Genomic DNA, 17,841 nt, shown 5'->3' with positions numbered 1-17,841 from the left:
ATCGGCGGCCCTCTTCTGAAAAGATCAGGTTTAGCGGCTGACGGTCACGCTGGCGCGGGGTTCCAGGGCGTAGAAGGCCACCAGGGCCACCAGGGTGCCGACCCAGCCGGGGGCGCTGCCCAGTTCCATCTCGAAGGGGCGGCCCAGCACGGTGCTGCCCAGTTGCCCGCTCAGATGCTCGCCGGTCTGCTGCGCCACCACGTTCCAGCCGACGATGGGTTCGCCCATGAAGCCGGTCACGCGGTCCACGCCGCGCAGCACCAGCTTCTGGCTGCCCACGTTGCCGCGCAGTTCGCCGCCGTCCAGCTCGATCTTGACCGGATCGTTGCCCACGGTGCCCTGCACGCCGCGCTCGGTGATTTCCAGATCGATGTCCTTGCCGTGTAACTTGCCGCCTGCGCGGCCCGAAATACTGTCGCCCTCGATGGTGCAGCGGATGTCATATCCGTCCGTGCCCCCGAGGCGTCCTTTGATGAGGTCGTCCATGCGCGGAAGTATAGCGGGCGGCGCATGACCGTGGGGTTACGCCTGTGGTGATGCCGGTGAGGACGGTGCAGATGAGGACGCTGGCGTGCGGATCAATCCCAGCCGCTCGAAATACTGGCGACGGGTCAGCGTGGGGCCGCCCTCACCCAGTTGGACCCGGCCCGCGTTCCAGCGCTCGAACAGGATTCGTAGCGCTCCGCCCAGCAGCGCCGCGCCGTACCAGTCGGGGGGCAGGGCGCTCCAGCGCAGGACCGTTCCGTCCCAGGCCAGATGCGGGCAGGTATCATCCCGCGCGGCCCAGAACATGCCGCCCGCCTCTCCCAGCCGCTGGGCACGCACCGTCAGCGGCGGCTCACGGACCTGGATGTCGTACTGCGGGCACTCGAACGCCTCGGCATACAGGTCATAGAGATGCTGCTGCAATTGGTGTGCCTGGGACCGCAGCCGCCCTTCCTCGCGCCCGCTGAGGCCGCCGGGGGTGGAATCCAGCGCCGTGCGGACATCGGCCAACTGGTTTTCGATGTGGACCAGCCGTTGCCGGGCGCTGGGACGCGGCGGGGGTGGCGGCGGATCGCCCTGAAGGTGCCGCGCCGGGTCCGTGTACTCGCGGCTGCCCCAGCCCGTGACCTCGCGGAGCTGGCCGTCCTCGATGACCCACAGACGGTTGCTGACCTCGCGGGCAAAGCGGCGATCATGCGTCACGATCACCACCGCGCCGCCGTAGGCATGGACGGCGGCCTCCAGCGCGTCCAGCGCCTCAATGTCCAGATGGTTGGTAGGTTCGTCCAGCAGCAGCAGATCGGCGCGCAGGGCACTCACCAGCGCCAGACCCGCCCGCGCCCGCTCGCCGCCGGAGAGCTGACGCGGGGTTTTGGGCCAGTCGGCCTCGGTGAAGCCCGCGCGGCCCAGCAGGGTGGTGGCCTGCTTGCCGAAGCGGCCCGTGAACTGGGCGTGCAGGCCCTCACCGGGCAGCAGGCCGTGCCAGGTCTGGTCCAGGCTGGCGACGGTCACGCCGCCAGCCACACGCAGCACGGGGGCGGGTTCGCCCAGGCCAGCGGCTGCGTCCGGGTGTTCCTCGCCCGACAGCAGTTTCATCAGGGTGGTCTTGCCCGTACCGTTCGCGCCCATTAAAGCCACGCGGTCCCCCTGGCGCAGCTTGAAGGCCACGCCTGAAATGACATTGCGCCCGTCGTAGGACTTGGACAGGTGATCGCCCCAGGCCACCAGCGGGGCGCGGGCGCTTCCGGCCAGCAGGCGCATTCGCAGTTGGCGTTCAGGCAGTGGGGCCTCAGCATTTGGCAGCCGCTCGGCACGGGATTTGAGGCCGCGTGAGCGGCGGCCCCAGCGGTCCAGATTCTCCGCACTGCCCACCAGTCGGCGCTGTTCCTGTGCCGAGAGCTTTGCAGCGCGTTCCTGGGTGCGCCGCTCCAGATCGCGCTGTGCCCTGGCGCGGGTGTACCCGCCGGGATACGGGGTGGCCTCGCCTGCCTCCAGCCACAAGCTACGTTCGGCCACCGCGTCCAGAAAATCGCGGTCATGGCTGGTCAGGATCACGCCACCCCGGAAAGTCCGCAGCCAGCCTTCCAGCCACTCGCGCATACGGATATCCAGGTGGTTGGTGGGTTCGTCCAGCAGCAGCAGATCGGGTTCGCGGGCCAGGGCCAGGGCCAGCGCTAGCCGGGTGCGCTCGCCACCAGACAGGGTGGCGGCCTCACGGCCCAGAAAACGGGTCAGGTCCAGCATCCCCAGCACGCGGGCCACGCGCGAGGGCCACGCGTAAGCCTCGGCGTCCTCCAGGCGAGCGTTCAGGTCCGTCCAGGCGGCCAGGACTGCCGGATCACCCAGATCGGCCTCCAGCGCCAGCAGCTCGGCTTCCAGCTCGCGGTAGGGGTGCGCGGCGTCTACCAGGGCACGCACCGTCTTGCCCAGCGGGTGCGTGTGGTGCTGCTCCAGCACGCCCAGGCGCAGGCCGTCCGCACGCCAGACCGTGCCTTCCTCGGGCAGTAACTCCGCCGTCAGCACACGCAGGAGGGTGGTTTTGCCCGCCCCGTTGCGGCCCAGCAGCGCCACACGCTCACCGCTCGAAACGCTCAGGGACACGTCACGCAGCACCGCCCGCTCCGCGTAGAACACGGTCAGGTTTTCGGCAGTGATCAGCGTGGACACGGGGAGGAGGCTAGCGCACATGTGACGGGGAAAAATCGGCGAGGCTCACGCTTACTTCAGGTCAAGTCCATTCAGATCAAAGCCGTTGCCCCTGCTGGATTCGAGGGCCAGACGGGCGCGTTGCTGCCGACTTGTCTGATCATTGTTGAAGAGACCGTCCTGAGCCAGAGCGTCGTGGTCATACGACAGGCCAAACATCCAGTCCAGGCGCTGATCGGCTGACATGGCCTTGATTCTGGAGAAATGGGCTGGCTGAAGCATAGACCGCTGAAGCTGGCTTCTGAGGATGTCCAGCTTGGCCGGATCAGGACTCCTGCCAGAGACCTGCTTCCACATCCCGCCCAGATAGGTGGCCACCAGTTCCGGTAGGCCCGGACTGCGTTGATCGAACGCATTGAAGACCCACAGGCCATTCACCAGATCGTTGTCCTTCAGGTGGGCAACGAAGCTCTGCTTCTCCTGCTGGGACTTTCCCTTCAGGGCCTGATCGGCCAGCGTCTGCCGGAACAGCGCCAGACGGGCTTCACTGAACGTCACGGCCAGTCGCGGATCGGGTCTGTAGGCGGGCGGGACTGTGGTCTTGCCCGACTTGAGGGGCAGTTCGAGGGTTCCCTGAAGGATGGAACTGCTCAGCGCTGTCTGGCCGAAACCCACGCCCAGATCGAAAGTCCCGGAAGGCGAATATTGCGCCAAGGCCATGCCAGCAGAGAGCAGCAGGGAGAGACTCAGGGAACGCCCAGGCCACGAGCGAATGCCCCACCGATTGGCAAGAAGATTCGTCATGCTACTCAGCTTAACCGCTGCGCCGGGCCTGCCACGCTTCCCAGTCCCGCCGTGCCTGTGCCCGCACCGCCGCCCAGAAAGCGGATTCCAGCGCCATCAGATCAGCGTCCAGAGCAGATGGCTGGCGGTAGTCGGTGGCCTCCAGCCGGGCCAGCAGCGAGGGATGTTCCGTCTGTTTGAAAGCCGCGTCCAGCACCTCGTCTTCGGAGGACACGGACGCTGTCCTGACCAGTTCGCCGTACAGCCGCCCCAGAATCTGCAAATCCGCCACATTCGCCGCATAGACCCACGGACCGTATTCCCCCAGCAGCGCCACTAATCCAGACCACTGCGAGTGCATCACATCGGAAATCACTTGCTTTGGAGGCGTGGTAGACATCAGCCACGGACGCGCGGCCAGCAGATCGGGGGCCAGCCACTTCTCGTCCGCGAATTCACGCCCCACCCGTTCAGCGTCGGCAGGCGAGAACACGTCGCGCAAGTCGGTCAGGTGGGACAGGCGAACGCGGGCTTCGGGCGTGAGTGTGACGCTGCGGGGGCGAGGCTGGCCCAGTGCAGCCCAGGCCGCGTCACGCAGGGTTGTGGCCTCCAGAATGATGTCTTGCACCTGCAACGAAGCATCCAGAGTGGCGAGACTGGAGAAATCCGCCTCCGCACAAAGTTCAAACCCCTGCTGTGACAGTGCGGCGGTCAGGCGTTTTAGCCTGTCTTCCACGTTCAACTGCTGGCACTCGTGTAACTGGCGACGGCCCTGAGCCAGAACCAGCGCGTCACGGCGAACAGCGCCAGCGCCACCAGCGGCGAGGCAATCGCCAGCGCGGGCGACAGCCGCCCGGTCATGGCCTGTGCGGGGACGGTGGTGATCAGGGCGATGGGCACCACAAACGTCAGCGCGAAACGCACAGGCACTGGAAAAGCTGTGACGGGAAAACGCGCCGCGCCAAACACGCCGTTGAACAGCTCGGCCACGTTCTGAGTCTTGACGAACCAGAACGCCGTGGTGGATAGCGCCAGCCAGATGCAATACACGATGGTCAGCGCCGACAGATACAGCACGGCAGCGATCAGTACGCCCCCCAGCGTGATGGTCAACGCTGAGGCCGCGTACACGATCAATCCAAGCCCGATCAGGATGTCGGGCACGCGCAGCACGTTCAGGTAACGCGTGCTGACGCTGAACTGCGCGTCTACCGGCTTCAGGAGCGTGAAATCCATGCTCCCAGTGCGAATGGCCTCGGCAATACGGCTCATGCTGGGCTGGATGAACACGGCGATAAACCCTTCGGTGAGGATGAAAAAACCGGTGACCAGCAGTGCCTCACGGAAGCTCCAGCCGCCCACCGTGTCGCTGCCCTGCCCGAACAGCACGCCAATGGCCAGCAGCGCCACGCCCACCTGTCCCAGACTGCTCAGCACGGCCCCGATAAAGTTGGCCCGGTACTCTAGCTGTGCCGAGACCGTGGCCCCGGTGAAGATGCGGACGAGGCGGAGGTAACGGGTCACGCCCCCACTGCCCCGTATTTCTTCAGACCCAGCCGCCACACCAGCAGCCGTGCGAACCAGAAGAAAACCACCCAGCCGAACAGAATCAGTGCGCCAGAGCCTGCCTGCGCCAGCGTGGCCTTGCCCGCCAGCAATTGCGCAGGCAGCCCCAGCATGTAGGGAAACGGTGTCCAAACCGCGATGTCCTGCACCCACTGCGGGTAGAAGGTCAGAGGGGCGAACAGGCCGCCCAGTGCGGCGTACAGCAACCACGCCACTTCCGAAAAGCTGGTGCTGCTTTCGGTCCAGAAGGCCAGCAGACCCAGGGTGTACTCGTAGAGAAAGCGGCAGGTAAAGCCCAGGATGCACAGGCCCAGCGTGACCGGGTAGGCCCACCACTCGCGGGTAAACGACGCGCCGGACAGCGCCGCAAAGATCACCAGCAGCACCAGCATCGGCCCAATACGGACAAAACGCTCGGCGACGTGAGCGGCGTATTCCTGCCACATCGGGTCCATCGGACGCAGCAGCTTGGGCGACAGCGTGCCCTGCCGGATCATGAAATCCAGCTCCCAGCCCACCCAGACCACCAGCAGTTGACCCACCAGCCACACACTCAAAAAGTAGGTGGCGAACTGGGAGCCGTCATAGCCGTTGATCTGCCCACCTGGAGCATTCGCCGCCTGCGCCATCCACACCAGCATCATGACCAGAGAAATCGTGCCGGACAGCATCCAGATGATGACCTCGGCACGGTATTCGGCCATTTCGGCAAAGCGGGTGGCGAAGAGGACACGGGTTTTGCGGATCATGCTCACCCGCTCACCACCTCCTTCTCCACTTCTTCATTTAAAGCTGCCGTCTTCTCTCCCGCCCCAAACAACTCCGCCATCACCGCTTCAATGGGCGGGTCTTCCACGGTCAGGTCCGCCACGTCCAGATCAGCCAGCAACCGGGCGGCGCGGGCGCTGACCTCAGAGCGGGGAACGGTCAGTTCAACGCTCAGGCCGTCCACTTTCACGTCACCTCCATACGGGGCCAACTGTGCAGCGCTGACGGCCTCGCGCAGCTTGAGTTTCACGGTTTTGCCGCCCCCCTTGCCCTGCTCGGCCAGCCGCGCCAGATCGCCGTCAAAGACCAGTTGGCCGCTGTCAATCACCAGGATTCGCTGGGCCAGCGCCGTCACGTCGGCCATGTAGTGGCTGGTCAGAATCACGGTGGCCCCGTAACGCTCGTTGTAATCGCGGATAAAGGCACGCACGGCCTCCTGCATATTCACGTCCAGGCCAATCGTCGGCTCGTCCAAGAACAGCACGCGCGGGCGGTGCAGCAGCGCGGCGGCCAGTTCGCACTTCATGCGCTCGCCCAGGCTCAGCTTGCGGACCTGTTTTTTCAGGATGCCGTCCAATGACAGCACTTCCGTGAACTCGCGCATGGTGGCGTGGTACTGGGCGTCGGGAATCTCGTAGATGGCCTGATTGACCAGAAAGCTGTCCAGCGCGGGCAAATCCCAGATCAATTGCTGTTTCTGGCCCATCACCAGGGTGATCTGCTTGAGAAAGGCGGTTTCACGCTTGCGCGGCTCGAATCCGGCGATCCTCGCCACGCCGTCCGAGGGATGCAGCAGCCCGGACAGCATTTTGAGGGTGGTGGTCTTCCCTGCCCCGTTCGGCCCCAGAAAGCCCACGACTTCACCGGGGGCGAGGTCAAAGGACACGCCCTTGACGGCCTCCACATACTTGGTCTTGCGGCTCACGAAGCTGCGGAGGCTGCCCATAAACCCCGGCTCCTTCTCGTGGACGGCGTATTGTTTTTTCAGGTCTCGGACGTGAACGGAGGCGTCCGGGGATGATGTGGTCATAGGTCTGCATAGGATATGTCAGAAACGGATTTTCCGGGACCAGTAGGCGAAATGGCGTAATGGGCTTGAGAAAAGACGAGGTTGGGGGGATGGGGTGGCTCCCACGAACACCCTCTCCTGCGGAGCTGTACCAGTCAGTCGGCTTCGCCGTCAGATCTCCAGGGAAAGCCGGGAGTCGCAATTGATCGCGTACGCAGCTATCTACTTGCCTCCCCCCGAACGCTTGATGCGCAGAGGGAGGCGCAGAGCGAGAAGGAGAAAAACATCCCTCCGGGCATGGGTGTGAAGGCAGAGAATGGCAGCAACCGCCCCACGCGAGCAGATCAAGATTGATCGTCTGGGACGATACTCCTGCATTATTCACGGATGTAAATACTGTGTTTTATCCAGGTTGACTGGCTGGCCCGGCCCTGAAGCCGTGAGGTTCACCTTCCAACTCCAGCGCCTCCTGCAATTCCGTATGCGTCTGCAAAATCTTTTTCGCCCCCGCCCCCATCAGATGTGCGGCGTTGTCGGGGTGGACGTGGCCCCCGGCCAGCAGGCCCCAGGCCGTCGCCCCCGCCGCCACACCCGCGCTCAGGCCAGTCATGCTGTCTTCGATCACCACACAGCGGGTGATGTCCGTGCCCAGTTGGGCGGCGGCATAGGCATACAGATCAGGGGCTGGTTTGCCGCGTCCGCCGACGTGCGCCGGATCGTAAGCGTGTTCGCCTACCAACTGTGCAAGGCCCGACGCTTCCAGCTTGCGCTTCAGGCGGCTGCGGAGGCTGTTGCTGGCGACGGCGAAGGGCATCCCAGCCTCGCGCAGCAGTTCCAGCGTCCGGGCCGCGCCCTCAATGGCCTGCGTGCTGCCGAACGCCTCATGCAGGCGGGCGTCCATCTCCGGGATAAAGCCTTCGGGCCGCGTCCAGCCGTAGTCGCGTCTGAGCCACTCGAACAGAACGACGTGCGTGCCGCCCACCGCATTGGCCATGAAGGTGGGCAGATCGATTTCCAGCCCATGCTCGGCCAGCAACTGTACCCAGACGGTGTTCGCCTGGAGTTCACTGTCCACCAGCACGCCGTCCAGATCGAAGAGAACAGCCTGAAATTCAGAATCGCTCATCAGGTGTCCGAATCCGGGCCGTTTTCCCAGCCTGCCAGGATGTGAATGTGGGTGTGAAAGACGACCTGCCCGCCCTTCTCGCCGGAATTGACCAGCAGGCGGTAGTCGGCGGCGTGCTGGCGGGCCACTTTCACGGCAGTCAGCCACAGGTGGCCCATCTCCTGTGCGTCGGTGATCTCGTCCAGGCGGGCGCTGACCTTCTTGGGAATGACCAGCAGGTGGATCGGCGCTTTGGGGGCAATATCGCGGATGGCGATGTAATTTTCGTCCTCGTACACGATGTCGCTGGGAATCTCGCGGGCGATGATGCGCGTGAACAGGGTGGGGGAGGCGGTCATGCGCCCACTCTAACGAGGCGGCGGGCCTTCATGCGGCGTTCATGTTCTGGTGGCGGCTGATCCGGTTGGGGAAGCGCCGCATATACCCGGTTGAGTCAGGAGAGACCGACTTCAGTTTCCAGCCCCGCCCACCCGTCTTCCGATCAGGACACGCTCACTGCGCTGTCCCGCCCCGCCCTCTTGCCACCAAGGAGTTTTCCCCATGACCCACAACGACACCGATCAGACCGCCCCCACCGCCCTCAACCGCCGCGCCGCCCTGGGATTCCTGGGCAAGGCGGGTCTGGGTATGGCCGCACTGGGCCTCGCCGCGCCTGCGCTGGCCGCCCCCGCCAAGGACATCGACGGCGACGTGCTGAACTTTGCCCTGAACCTGGAATACCTGGAAGCGGCGTTCTATCTGGCCGCCGTGGGCCGTCTGGACGAGCTGAAGAAGATCGGCGGCGACGCGGCCATCCGTGTGCCCGCCGGGCTGGACATGGCGCGTGGCATGCAGTTCAAGGACAGCACCGTGCAGGCGATGGCCAACGACATCGCCGAGGACGAGTTGTCGCACGTCAAGTTCCTGTACGGCGCGCTGGGCAAGGGTGCCGTGATGCGTCCGGTGCTGGACCTGAACGGGGCGTTCCTGGCGGCAGGCAGCGCGGCCAGCGGCGGGGCCATCAAGGGCTTCAACCCCTACGCCAATGACCTGTTCTTTCTGCACGGCGCGTTCATCTTCGAGGACGTGGGCGTCACTGCCTACAACGGCGCGGCCACGCTGATCACCAACCCCGCGTACCTTCAGGCTGCCGCTGGCATTCTGGCCGTCGAGGCGTATCACGGCGGCGCGATCCGCACCATGCTGTACCAGCAGCGCCAGATCACGGCGGCGGCGGGGCTATACGTGGGCCAGGTCGTGCAGGCCATCAGCAACCTGCGCGGCAAGGTGGGCGGCGGCAAGGACATGGGCCTGACCGACAACGCCGGAAACGCCGTGTTTGCCCCCGCCGACAAGAACGCCATCGCTTATGGTCGTAGCACCCGCGAAGTGCTGAACATCGTGTATCTGGCCCCCGGCGCAAACAAGGGCGGCTTCTTCCCCAACGGCCTGAACGGCGCGATCAAGTAAAACTGGGTGGGAGGTGGGCCTTTACTGCGCCCACCTCCCATCTCCAAAAGTTCGACAAACAGCCCACGCTTGCACGCGGGCTGTTTTGCCGTGCTGGACCGCTCCTAGCCTCCGCTTAAAAACCGCAGCGTTTCGGCGTACAGCATCTCCGTCGTTTCCAGGCTGGTGAAGTTGTGGGTGCCGCCGGGAATCGCCGCTGCGTCGCAGCCTAGAGCCGTGGCGTAGCGCACGCCCCACTCGGGCGGGCAGACCGTGTCGGCGTCGCCGTGGATGACGTGGGCCACCCCGCTCCAGTCGGCGGCAGCCTCCAGCGGGCGCAGGCGTGGCATCTCTTGCAAGAACGCGCGGCCCAGCGGCCAGCCGTCCCTGTCCGTGATGGTGGGGGGCAGCACACCGCCGCGCAGCAGGGGCAGCCACAGCTCCGGCAGTGCGGGTGCCCACAGCAGCAGTCGGTGGGCGCGGACCTGCTTTGCTGCTAGAGAGGCCACCATGCCGCCCATGCTGTAGCCCAGCAGCATCACGCGCTCGGGATCGATGCCGGGCTGATTGCGGAGGTATTCGGCGGCGGCGGCCACGTCCTCCACCTCGCGCATCACGGTCATCTCGCTGAAATCGCCCTGCGAATCGCCGCTGCCCCGGCAATCGAAGCGCAGGCTGGCGATGCCCCGCTCGTCTAGCAGCCGTGACATCAGCACCAGCAATCGGTGGTGGTCAATCCGGTTGCCGGTGAAGCCGTGGACGAAGACCACCGAGGGCCAGCCCTGGGATGGTGCGTCAGCGTCGGGGGTGTGGAGCATGCCGTACATCCGCTGCCCATCCAATGAAAACTGCGCGAACTGTTCCATGCTGGAATTGTGGCAGAACGTGGCGCAGTGGGTGGCGAACGTAGAGCTGGAGCCTACTTCCCGATCTTTGTCAACACCATGCTGAAGCTGCCGTCTGCCGAGGTGGTCTTGACCATCCCAACCCCCTGGACATACCACGCACTGGTGGAGGTTTTGCCGCCAGTCATCTGGTTCAGATCCATGCCCGGCGGCAGCTTGGTTCCGGCGGGCAGGCTCATTTTCATGCTGGTGGTGCTGTCCACGCGCAGGGCCGTGAAGGTTCCAGCGGGCACCGTGACCTTTTCCTGTTTCACAATCTTGCTCACCGTGGTGCTGGTCATGTTCATGCCGCCCACTCCAGGGGCGTTGACATTGACCTTACTGCTGCTATTCCAGCTATAGCCCGCCTTCCACTTGCGGGCGTCGGGCAAGAATCCCGCGTCCACATTGACCTGCGCGCCCCCCGCTCCGGCAGGAATGCTGGCCTTCATGCCCGAGGCCGTGCATGTCCAGACGATGGGCGTCGTCTTGCCGTTCATGGTGGTCTGTACGTTCATGCGGTCCCCGGACAGCGGCGTGGCCTTGATGGTCATCACCGACTTGTCCGCACCGCTGGCCATCTGGCCGCTGCTCATCTGATAGGTGCGTGTGCCGGGCGGGAGATAGGTCTGCATATCACAGGCAGCCTGCGCCACAGATGCCACCGAAAGGCCACACAACATGCTCAGAACGATCAATCTTGACATGGTCGACCTCCGGGGTCAGAGAAGGAATGTGGGTCAAGTGTAGCGCTCCGTCCGTCCTACAATCGGGAGGTGAGCCATCCCAGTATCCCGTCTCCCCTGAAAGTCATTCTCGACGGCGATCCCGGTCTGGACGACGCCGTGGCGTGGCTGCTGATGCTGGCCAGCCCGGAAGTGCAGGTGCTGGGCATCACCGCCACGCACGGCAACGTGGGCCTGCCGTTGACGGTCTACAACGCCGGGGTCACGCTGGCCCTGGCGGGCAAGGCGGGCGCGGGCGTGCCGTATTTTGCCGGGGCGGACCGCCCGCTGGTGGCCGATCTGGTCTCGGCAGCGTCGGTCCACGGCGACTCCGGCCTGCCCGCGTCCCATCTGCCCGAACCCGCGCACGCGCCCGAGGCCGAACACGCCGCCAATTTCATCATCCGTACCGTCCAGGCGCACCCGCACGAGGTCACGCTGCTGGCAACCGGGCCGCTGACCAACCTGGCGCTGGCCTTCCGTCTGGCCCCGGACATCGTGCCCCTTATCAAAGAGGTGGTCTGGATGGGCGGCAGCACCACGGGCGGCAATCGCACCCCGGCAGCGGAATTCAACGCGCTGGCCGATCCGCACGCGGCCCAGATCGTCTTTGAGTCCGGCGTCCCCTTGCGGATGGTGGGTCTGAACGTGACCATGCAGTGCATCGCAGACCCCGACAGAATCGCCGCTCTGCGCGGCCTGGGTAACCGTGCGGGCGAGGTCTGTGCTGAACTGCTGACTTTCTATGCGGGCGTGTACCGCGTGCGCTACGGCACCAGCGGCGGCGCGCTGCACGATCCGCTGGCGGCGGCGGCGGTGATCCGCCCGGAGCTGCTGGACTGGCAGGCCATGCGGGTGGATATCGAGATTCAGGAGGGCCTCAACTTTGGCCGCACTGTCTGCGATCTGCATGGCGTGACCGAACAGGCCCCAAATGCGCGGGTGGCCGTGGGCGTGCGCGACGAGGCATTTTTTGCCTTGCTGCTGGAGCGGATCGCCACGCTGCCCTGAGGAATACTCTGCGGCATGGACCCCTGTCGGGGAGGGTTTGACCACCCGCGCCCCGGCGCGCTAAGATTCCGTGCGCGCTCAAGGGCGCACAAACCCTGCAAAGCAGGCCGATGTGGCGGAATGGTAGACGCACTCGACTCAAAATCGAGCGGGAAACCGTGGGGGTTCGAGTCCCCCCATCGGCACCACACACCAAGAGGTCAACCATGATTCTGAATCTTTTTCTTGTCCTGTTCGCGCTGATTTGCGTGGCGCTGGTCTTTTTCATCTTGTTGCAGGTTCCGCGTCAGGCGGGTCTGTCGGCCAGCATGGCGTCTGGCGGTTCTCTGTTGGGCGGGCGCGGCGTGGAAGGCGGGCTGGTCCGCATTACCAGTGTGCTGGGCGGCTTCTTTATGCTGATTGCCCTGCTGATCGGTATCGTTTCTCGCTGATTGTCCTGCTCTGGACATGTTTCCAGAGCTGAAAGCAATTTTTAAGCCCGGATATGGCTCATGAGAGCTGTCTCCGGGTTTTTGACCGTTGTTGTCGGTTAATTCACATTTCATTCGTAAGGCTGGGTTGTCTGGATCGACGCAAAGTCAAGGAAAGGTGTTTTTATGCTTGACCTTGACTAGGCCACTTCATATATTGACCGCGCTGGAAACCCCACGACAACTCGGCCAAGCGCCCGGCCACCGCCGGAACGTCGCCATTTCCAGATTGTCATTAGCGCAGCCCCGCGTTCACAAGGTGTATCAGGGCGCTGACCCGCCCCATTCCTCTGGAGGATTCACATGAAAAAAGCCCTGTTCCTGGCCCTGGCCATGACCGCGACCACCTCGATGGCCGCCCCCTTCGTTTACCCCGCTGCCTGGACCGCCGAACAGAACACCGCCAACAAGCGCGGCGGCGAGTTCCGCAATTCCACCATCTCGGATTTCAAGACCATCAATCCCTTCACCAGCGCCGAATCACCCAGTCTGCCCACCCAGATGTCGGACGGCACCGGCCTGTTCACCCAGGACCCCCGAACCAACGAGTTCATCCCCGATATGGCCGATGGCCCCGCCGTGGTCAGCAACAACAACAAGCGCTTCGTGGTTAAGATTCGTCCCGGCATGAAGTTCAGTGACGGTCAGGCCATCACCGCTGACGACTGGATCACCACCTGGAAGATCCATACCGACGACAAGGTGGGCAGCAACACCTATGACAACTTTTTCCTGAACGACAAACCCATTGTCATCAAGAAGATCAACGACATGACGCTGCAATTCGACTTTCCGGCGCAGAGCAGCAAGGCGTTAGTCCTGATGAGTTACACCCCCTGGCCTGACCATATTTTCGGCAAGGCGTACAAGGCGGGCGGCGCGGAAGCCATCAAGAAGATGTGGGGTGTGGGAACCAACCCGAGCGAGATCGTTTCCCCCGGCGCTTGGACGATGGAAAGCTACAAGGCGGGCGAGCGTGCCGTACTGAAGGCCAACAAGTTCTTTGGCGAATGGAATAAGGACAGCAAGGGCAACGCACTGCCTTACCTCGACAAATACTCGTACCGTATTACGGGTGACGTAAATGCCGCTCTGGCCGCCTATCTGGCCGGTCAGATCGATACCTTTGCGCCGCGCAACGCGGACGACTTGGCGCAGATCAAGAAGGCCATCGACGCGGGCAACCTCAAGGCGTACCTCAAGGCCAACGTCAGCCCGCAGGCACAGTCCTCCTGGATTGTCTTTAACTGGAACAAGTCGGCTGACACTGCCAAGCAGACGTTGTTCCGCGACGTGCGCTTCCGCCGCGCCATGAGCCACATTGCCAACCGTGACGCCATGATCAAGCTGGCGCTGGGCGGCCTGGGAACTGAGACGTACTTCAGCACCTACCCCATCTTCAAGTCTCAGCTCGATGCGGGACAGAAGGCGGGTGCGCCCCAGTACAAGTACGATCTGGCGCAGGCCACCAAGCTGCTGGCGCAGATCGGCTACAAGAAGAAGAACGCCGACGGCTACCTGGTGGACGCCAAGGGCAAGGTGCTGGAATTCAATCTGGCAACTAACTCCGGTAACACCACCCGCGAGCAGTTGGGGCAGATCTTCAAGGACGAGGCCAAGAAAGTGGGCGTCAAGGTTAACTTTACGCCCATTGACTTCAACACGCTGGTGGGTCAGTTGACCGCCAAGGGTGAGAACCGCCCCTTCGACGCAATTTTGCTGGGCCTGAACGGTGGCGATAACGTCTGGTCCTTCGGACAGAACGTGGTGCCATGCGGAACCAACCTGCACAGCTACAACAACCCCACCGATGGCAAGTGCCTGACCAGTCAGGAACAACTAATGACCAAGCTGTATTACCAGGGCGACGCCGAGCTGAACACGGCCAAGCGCCTCGCTATCGGCGGTACGCTGATGAAGACCGAAGGTGAACTGCAAGCCGTCATTTACCTGGTGGGCAATAGCTTCCACGTCACCTTCAATGAGCGTGTGGGCGGCGAGTTCCCGGCCAATCTGATGGATGCCTACTACGGGACCCGCAGCAATCCCCTGACGTTTATCAAGTAATCCAGCCACGTTCTTTTCTGGGGGGTGGTCTGCTGTGGGCGGACTGCCCCTTCCTCCTTTGAATAATCTCCACGGTCTTACGGGGTGAGGCATGTTTCCATTTCTGATCCGGCGCTTTTTTCAGTCCATTCCCACGCTGCTGCTGGCCAGCGTCCTGATCTTCTTCGTGATCTCGCTGGCCCCCGGCGACTTCCTGACCCCGGCCCGCCTGAACCCCGGCATCAGCGAGCAGCAACTCGCCAACCTCAGCGCCACTTTCGGGCTGGATAAACCCGCTTACGTGCAGTACTTCTACTGGATGAAAAACCTGCTGCACGGCGACTTCGGGCTGTCGTTTCAGTACACCCAGCCGGTGCTGCCAGTGATCTGGCCGCGCATCGTGAACTCGGTGTATCTGGTGCTGCTCAATCTGGTGTTCTTCTACGCCATCGCCATTCCCATCGGCGTGTACGGCGCAGTGCGGCAGAACAGCTTTGGCGACAAGGCTGTTAATGTGGTGCTGTATTTCCTGCTGGGCTTTCCCAGCTTCTTCCTGTTCCTGATCGTGATTTACCTGATCCTGAATGTTCGCAACGCCACCGGCTGGGACATTCCGCTGGGGGGCATGACCAGTGGAAATTACGATCAACTGTCGTCCTCTGGTCAGTTCTGGGATGTTCTCAAGCACCTGCTGATTCCGGCGCTGGTGCTGGCGGTCACGGATGCGGCGAGCCTGACCCGCGTGATCCGGGGCCTGATGCTGGAAGTGATGCGCTCGGATTACATCCGCACGGCGCGGGCCAAGGGCGTCAGCGAGCGCAGCGCCATCTGGAAGCACACCTTCCGCAACGCCATCCTGCCCATCGTCGCGGGCATCGGGGGCCTGCTGCCCGCCGCCATCAGCGGGGCCGGATTCGTGGAGGTGGTGTACGCCTATCCGGGCATCACCCCGATGCTCCTGACCGCCATCACCGCGCAGGACCTGTATCTGATCGCCGGATTCACGGTAATTTCCACCATTCTGCTGATCATCGGCAACGCGCTCTCGGACATCCTGCTGGCCGTGGTTGACCCACGGATCAAGGTCGGGTGAGGTGACATGACCACCGCCACTCCCACCCCACAGAAGGCCGAACGCCGCTCGCTGGGTCAGTCTCAGTTCTCGGTCGCCTGGCAACAGTTTCGCAAGAACAGGCTGGCCCAGACCGGCGGCGTGCTGCTGATCCTGATTTACCTGATGGCGATGTTCGCGCCGTTCCTTGCCCCGGACGGTCTGAACAGCTATTCCACCTCTGATATCACGCGCTTTCACCCGCCCACCCCGGTGCATATCCGCGACCCCGAGACGGGCGCATTTACCCGGCCCTTCGTTAACAAGTACACCCAGCAACTGAACATGGACACCTTCGTCAACGAGTACAAGCCCACGGCGGACAGATGTCCGATTTATTTCGGCGTGCGCGGCGCATCGTACAAGATCCTGGGCTTTATCCCCGGCAACCTGCACCTGTACGGCACCGGCAATGACAGCGCTGGCTGCAACGTCTTTCTAATCGGCGGCGAGGCATTGGGGCGCGACCTGCTGACGCGCACGCTGTACGCCTCGCAGATCAGCCTGACCATCGGGGTGGCGGCGGTACTGCTGAGTACCTTCATTGGCCTGTTCATGGGCGCAATGGCCGCCTTCTTCGGCGGCATCGTGGACACCATCATCATGCGTCTGGTCGAGGTGATTTCGGCCATTCCGTACCTGTTCCTGCTGCTGCTGCTACGTTCGGTCTTTCCGCAGAACATCAACCCCATCTTCGCGCTATACGTGATTCTGGGCATTCTGGCGTTCATTGGCTGGGGCGGGCTGGCACGTGTGACGCGCGGGCAACTGCTGAGCGTGCGCGAGCAGGATTTCGTGTCTGCCGCCCGCGCGCTGGGGGCCAGCGACAACCGCGTGATGTGGCGGCACATGTTGCCCACCATGACCACCTACATCATCGTCACGCTCTCCCTGAGTATTCCAGGCTTCATCCTGCTGGAATCGGGCCTGAGCTTCCTGGGCATCGGTGCGGTGGAACCCTACGTCAGTTGGGGCAGTCTGCTGGCACAGGCGCAGGAGGGTGGGTTGTCCAGCCTGAACTCGCGGCCCTGGGTCCTGATCCCTGGCTTTTTCATCGTGTTCACGGTGGGCTGCTTCCAGCTTCTGGGTGACGGCCTGCGCGACGCCTTCGATCCGCGCAAGCGGCAGTGAGATCCATGACGCAAACAGCGAGAATTGTGTCGCAGGCATGTATGATACGTGACGTGCGAACAATGGAGGAAAAATGACCGATCACGCCACCAATAAGGCTGAAGTGCTGCTGGCCGTCAAAGGTCTCAAAACCTACTTCAACACCGATGATGGCGTCGTCAAGAGCGTGGACGGCGTGACCTTCCATCTCAATAAGGGCGAGACCCTGGGTGTAGTGGGCGAGTCCGGCTCGGGCAAAAGCGTGACCAGCCTCAGCGTCATGCGCCTGATTCCCATGCCGCCGGGAGAGATCGCCGGCGGTGAGATTCTGTTCTCCGGGACCGACGGCCAGCCCCGCGACATCGTGAAAATGTCCGAAGCCGAGATGCGGAAGATTCGCGGCAACGACATCGCCATGATCTTCCAAGAACCCATGACCAGCCTGAACCCGGTGTACACCGTGGGCGACCAGATCGCCGAGGCGGTGATGCTGCACCAAGACAAGAACCGCAAGGACGCGATGGGCGTGGCGACGGACATGCTGCGTTTCGTGGGCATTCCTGCCCCGGAGAAGCGTGTCAACGAGTATCCGCACCAGATGTCCGGCGGGATGCGCCAGCGCGTGATGATCGCAATGGCGCTGTCGTGCAACCCGGCCCTGCTGATTGCCGACGAGCCGACGACGGCGCTGGACGTGACGATCCAGGCGCAGATTCTGGACCTGATGCGCAAGCTGCAAAAAGACATCGGCATGAGTATCCTGTTCATCACCCATAACCTGGGCGTGGTGGCCGAGATGGCAGACCGCGTGGTGGTCATGTACGGCGGGCGTGTAGTGGAAGAAGGCGACGTGATCGAGATCTTCAAGGCTCCTCGTCACCCGTACACCATGGGCCTGCTGAACAGCATCCCACGCCCTGGCGTGGACGCGCATATTCCGGGTCAGCCGCGCAAACGTCTTGAAGCCATTCCCGGCAACGTACCTAATCCGCTGAATCTGCCGCCCGGTTGCGCCTTTGAGCCGCGCTGCAAGTTCGCCATTCCTGACTGCGCCAAGGCCGTGCCCGCGCTGGAGGATACCGGCGGCGGCCACATGTCCCGTTGTATTCGCTGGCAGGAATTTGCCAAGGCCGATCAGGAGGTGAGCGCATGACCGCTCCCGTCGCCGCAAGA

General features: G+C 63.3%; 18 protein-coding genes and 1 tRNA gene. 8 read left to right on the top strand and 11 right to left on the bottom strand.

Annotated features, from left to right (window positions below):
- Positions 1-30: 30 nt before the first annotated feature.
- From DAAJ005_RS09495 to DAAJ005_RS09455, 9 genes are all read right to left on the bottom strand, one after another.
- Positions 31-486, bottom strand: a complete 456-nt coding sequence (locus tag DAAJ005_RS09495) for a hypothetical protein (protein WP_075830819.1) — start codon at positions 484-486, stop codon at positions 31-33.
- A gap of 36 nt (positions 487-522) precedes the next feature.
- On the bottom strand, positions 523-2,652 hold the full coding sequence (locus DAAJ005_RS09490) for an ABC-F family ATP-binding cassette domain-containing protein (RefSeq protein WP_151846908.1): 2,130 nt from the start codon (positions 2,650-2,652) through the stop codon (positions 523-525).
- 51 nt (positions 2,653-2,703) lie between these two features.
- Complete coding sequence (locus tag DAAJ005_RS09485; protein ID WP_151846907.1) at positions 2,704-3,435, bottom strand: hypothetical protein; 732 nt, start codon at positions 3,433-3,435, stop codon at positions 2,704-2,706.
- 10 nt (positions 3,436-3,445) lie between these two features.
- Positions 3,446-4,150, bottom strand: a complete 705-nt coding sequence (locus DAAJ005_RS09480; protein WP_151846906.1) for a hypothetical protein — start codon at positions 4,148-4,150, stop codon at positions 3,446-3,448.
- Positions 4,151-4,152: 2 nt separating this feature from the next.
- Positions 4,153-4,938 carry an ABC transporter permease gene (locus DAAJ005_RS09475; RefSeq protein ID WP_151846905.1) on the bottom strand — a complete coding sequence of 262 codons (786 nt, stop codon included), beginning with the start codon at positions 4,936-4,938 and terminating at the stop codon, positions 4,153-4,155.
- Complete coding sequence (locus DAAJ005_RS09470) at positions 4,935-5,729, bottom strand: ABC-2 family transporter protein (RefSeq protein WP_151846904.1); 795 nt, start codon at positions 5,727-5,729, stop codon at positions 4,935-4,937. The genes DAAJ005_RS09475 and DAAJ005_RS09470 overlap by 4 nt, the downstream gene beginning before the upstream one ends.
- Before the next feature lie 2 nt (positions 5,730-5,731).
- On the bottom strand, positions 5,732-6,778 hold the full coding sequence (locus tag DAAJ005_RS09465) for an ATP-binding cassette domain-containing protein (protein WP_151846903.1): 1,047 nt from the start codon (positions 6,776-6,778) through the stop codon (positions 5,732-5,734).
- A 382-nt stretch (positions 6,779-7,160) separates the two neighbouring features.
- The gene (locus tag DAAJ005_RS09460) at positions 7,161-7,883 is read right to left on the bottom strand and encodes an HAD family phosphatase (RefSeq protein ID WP_151846902.1); all 723 of its coding nucleotides are present in this window, start codon (positions 7,881-7,883) and stop codon (positions 7,161-7,163) included.
- Entirely contained in the window at positions 7,883-8,221 is a 339-nt protein-coding gene (locus DAAJ005_RS09455; protein WP_151846901.1) for a histidine triad nucleotide-binding protein, read from the bottom strand. Before DAAJ005_RS09455 ends, DAAJ005_RS09460 begins: the two co-directional genes overlap by 1 nt.
- A 202-nt stretch (positions 8,222-8,423) precedes the next feature.
- On the opposite strand from DAAJ005_RS09455, the gene DAAJ005_RS09450 reads away from it, so the two are divergent.
- Complete coding sequence (locus DAAJ005_RS09450) at positions 8,424-9,332, top strand: ferritin-like domain-containing protein (protein WP_151846900.1); 909 nt, start codon at positions 8,424-8,426, stop codon at positions 9,330-9,332.
- Positions 9,333-9,436: 104 nt separating this feature from the next.
- Here the strand turns inward: DAAJ005_RS09450 and DAAJ005_RS09445 are convergent, their stop codons facing one another.
- Positions 9,437-10,177, bottom strand: a complete 741-nt coding sequence (locus tag DAAJ005_RS09445; RefSeq protein ID WP_151846899.1) for a S9 family peptidase — start codon at positions 10,175-10,177, stop codon at positions 9,437-9,439.
- Between the two features lie 53 nt (positions 10,178-10,230).
- Positions 10,231-10,830: a hypothetical protein gene (locus DAAJ005_RS09440; RefSeq protein WP_151846898.1), complete on the bottom strand. Its 600-nt coding sequence runs from the start codon at positions 10,828-10,830 to the stop codon at positions 10,231-10,233.
- 141 nt (positions 10,831-10,971) lie between these two features.
- On the opposite strand from DAAJ005_RS09440, the gene DAAJ005_RS09435 reads away from it, so the two are divergent.
- The 7 genes from DAAJ005_RS09435 (at position 10,972) to DAAJ005_RS09405 (ending at position 17,821) form a co-directional block, all read left to right on the top strand.
- On the top strand, positions 10,972-11,931 hold the full coding sequence (locus DAAJ005_RS09435; protein ID WP_192930912.1) for a nucleoside hydrolase: 960 nt from the start codon (positions 10,972-10,974) through the stop codon (positions 11,929-11,931).
- A gap of 106 nt (positions 11,932-12,037) precedes the next feature.
- Positions 12,038-12,119: transfer RNA gene (locus DAAJ005_RS09430), tRNA-Leu, on the top strand.
- 18 nt (positions 12,120-12,137) lie between these two features.
- Entirely contained in the window at positions 12,138-12,362 is a 225-nt protein-coding gene (gene secG / locus DAAJ005_RS09425; protein ID WP_075831368.1) for a preprotein translocase subunit SecG, read from the top strand.
- A gap of 342 nt (positions 12,363-12,704) precedes the next feature.
- Entirely contained in the window at positions 12,705-14,468 is a 1,764-nt protein-coding gene (locus DAAJ005_RS09420) for an ABC transporter substrate-binding protein (protein WP_151846897.1), read from the top strand.
- Between the two features lie 91 nt (positions 14,469-14,559).
- Entirely contained in the window at positions 14,560-15,540 is a 981-nt protein-coding gene (locus DAAJ005_RS09415) for an ABC transporter permease (RefSeq protein WP_151846896.1), read from the top strand.
- A 6-nt stretch (positions 15,541-15,546) separates the two neighbouring features.
- Positions 15,547-16,689, top strand: a complete 1,143-nt coding sequence (locus DAAJ005_RS09410; RefSeq protein WP_151846895.1) for an ABC transporter permease — start codon at positions 15,547-15,549, stop codon at positions 16,687-16,689.
- 73 nt (positions 16,690-16,762) lie between these two features.
- A complete protein-coding gene (locus DAAJ005_RS09405; protein ID WP_151846894.1) occupies positions 16,763-17,821 on the top strand; it encodes an ABC transporter ATP-binding protein in 1,059 nt (352 codons plus the stop codon).
- Positions 17,822-17,841 lie beyond the last annotated feature (20 nt).

This window comes from Deinococcus sp. AJ005, assembly GCF_009017495.1.
GTDB lineage: Bacteria > Deinococcota > Deinococci > Deinococcales > Deinococcaceae > Deinococcus.
Note: the sequence above shows the minus strand (reverse complement) of the source record. Positions and strands in the feature narration are given on the sequence as shown.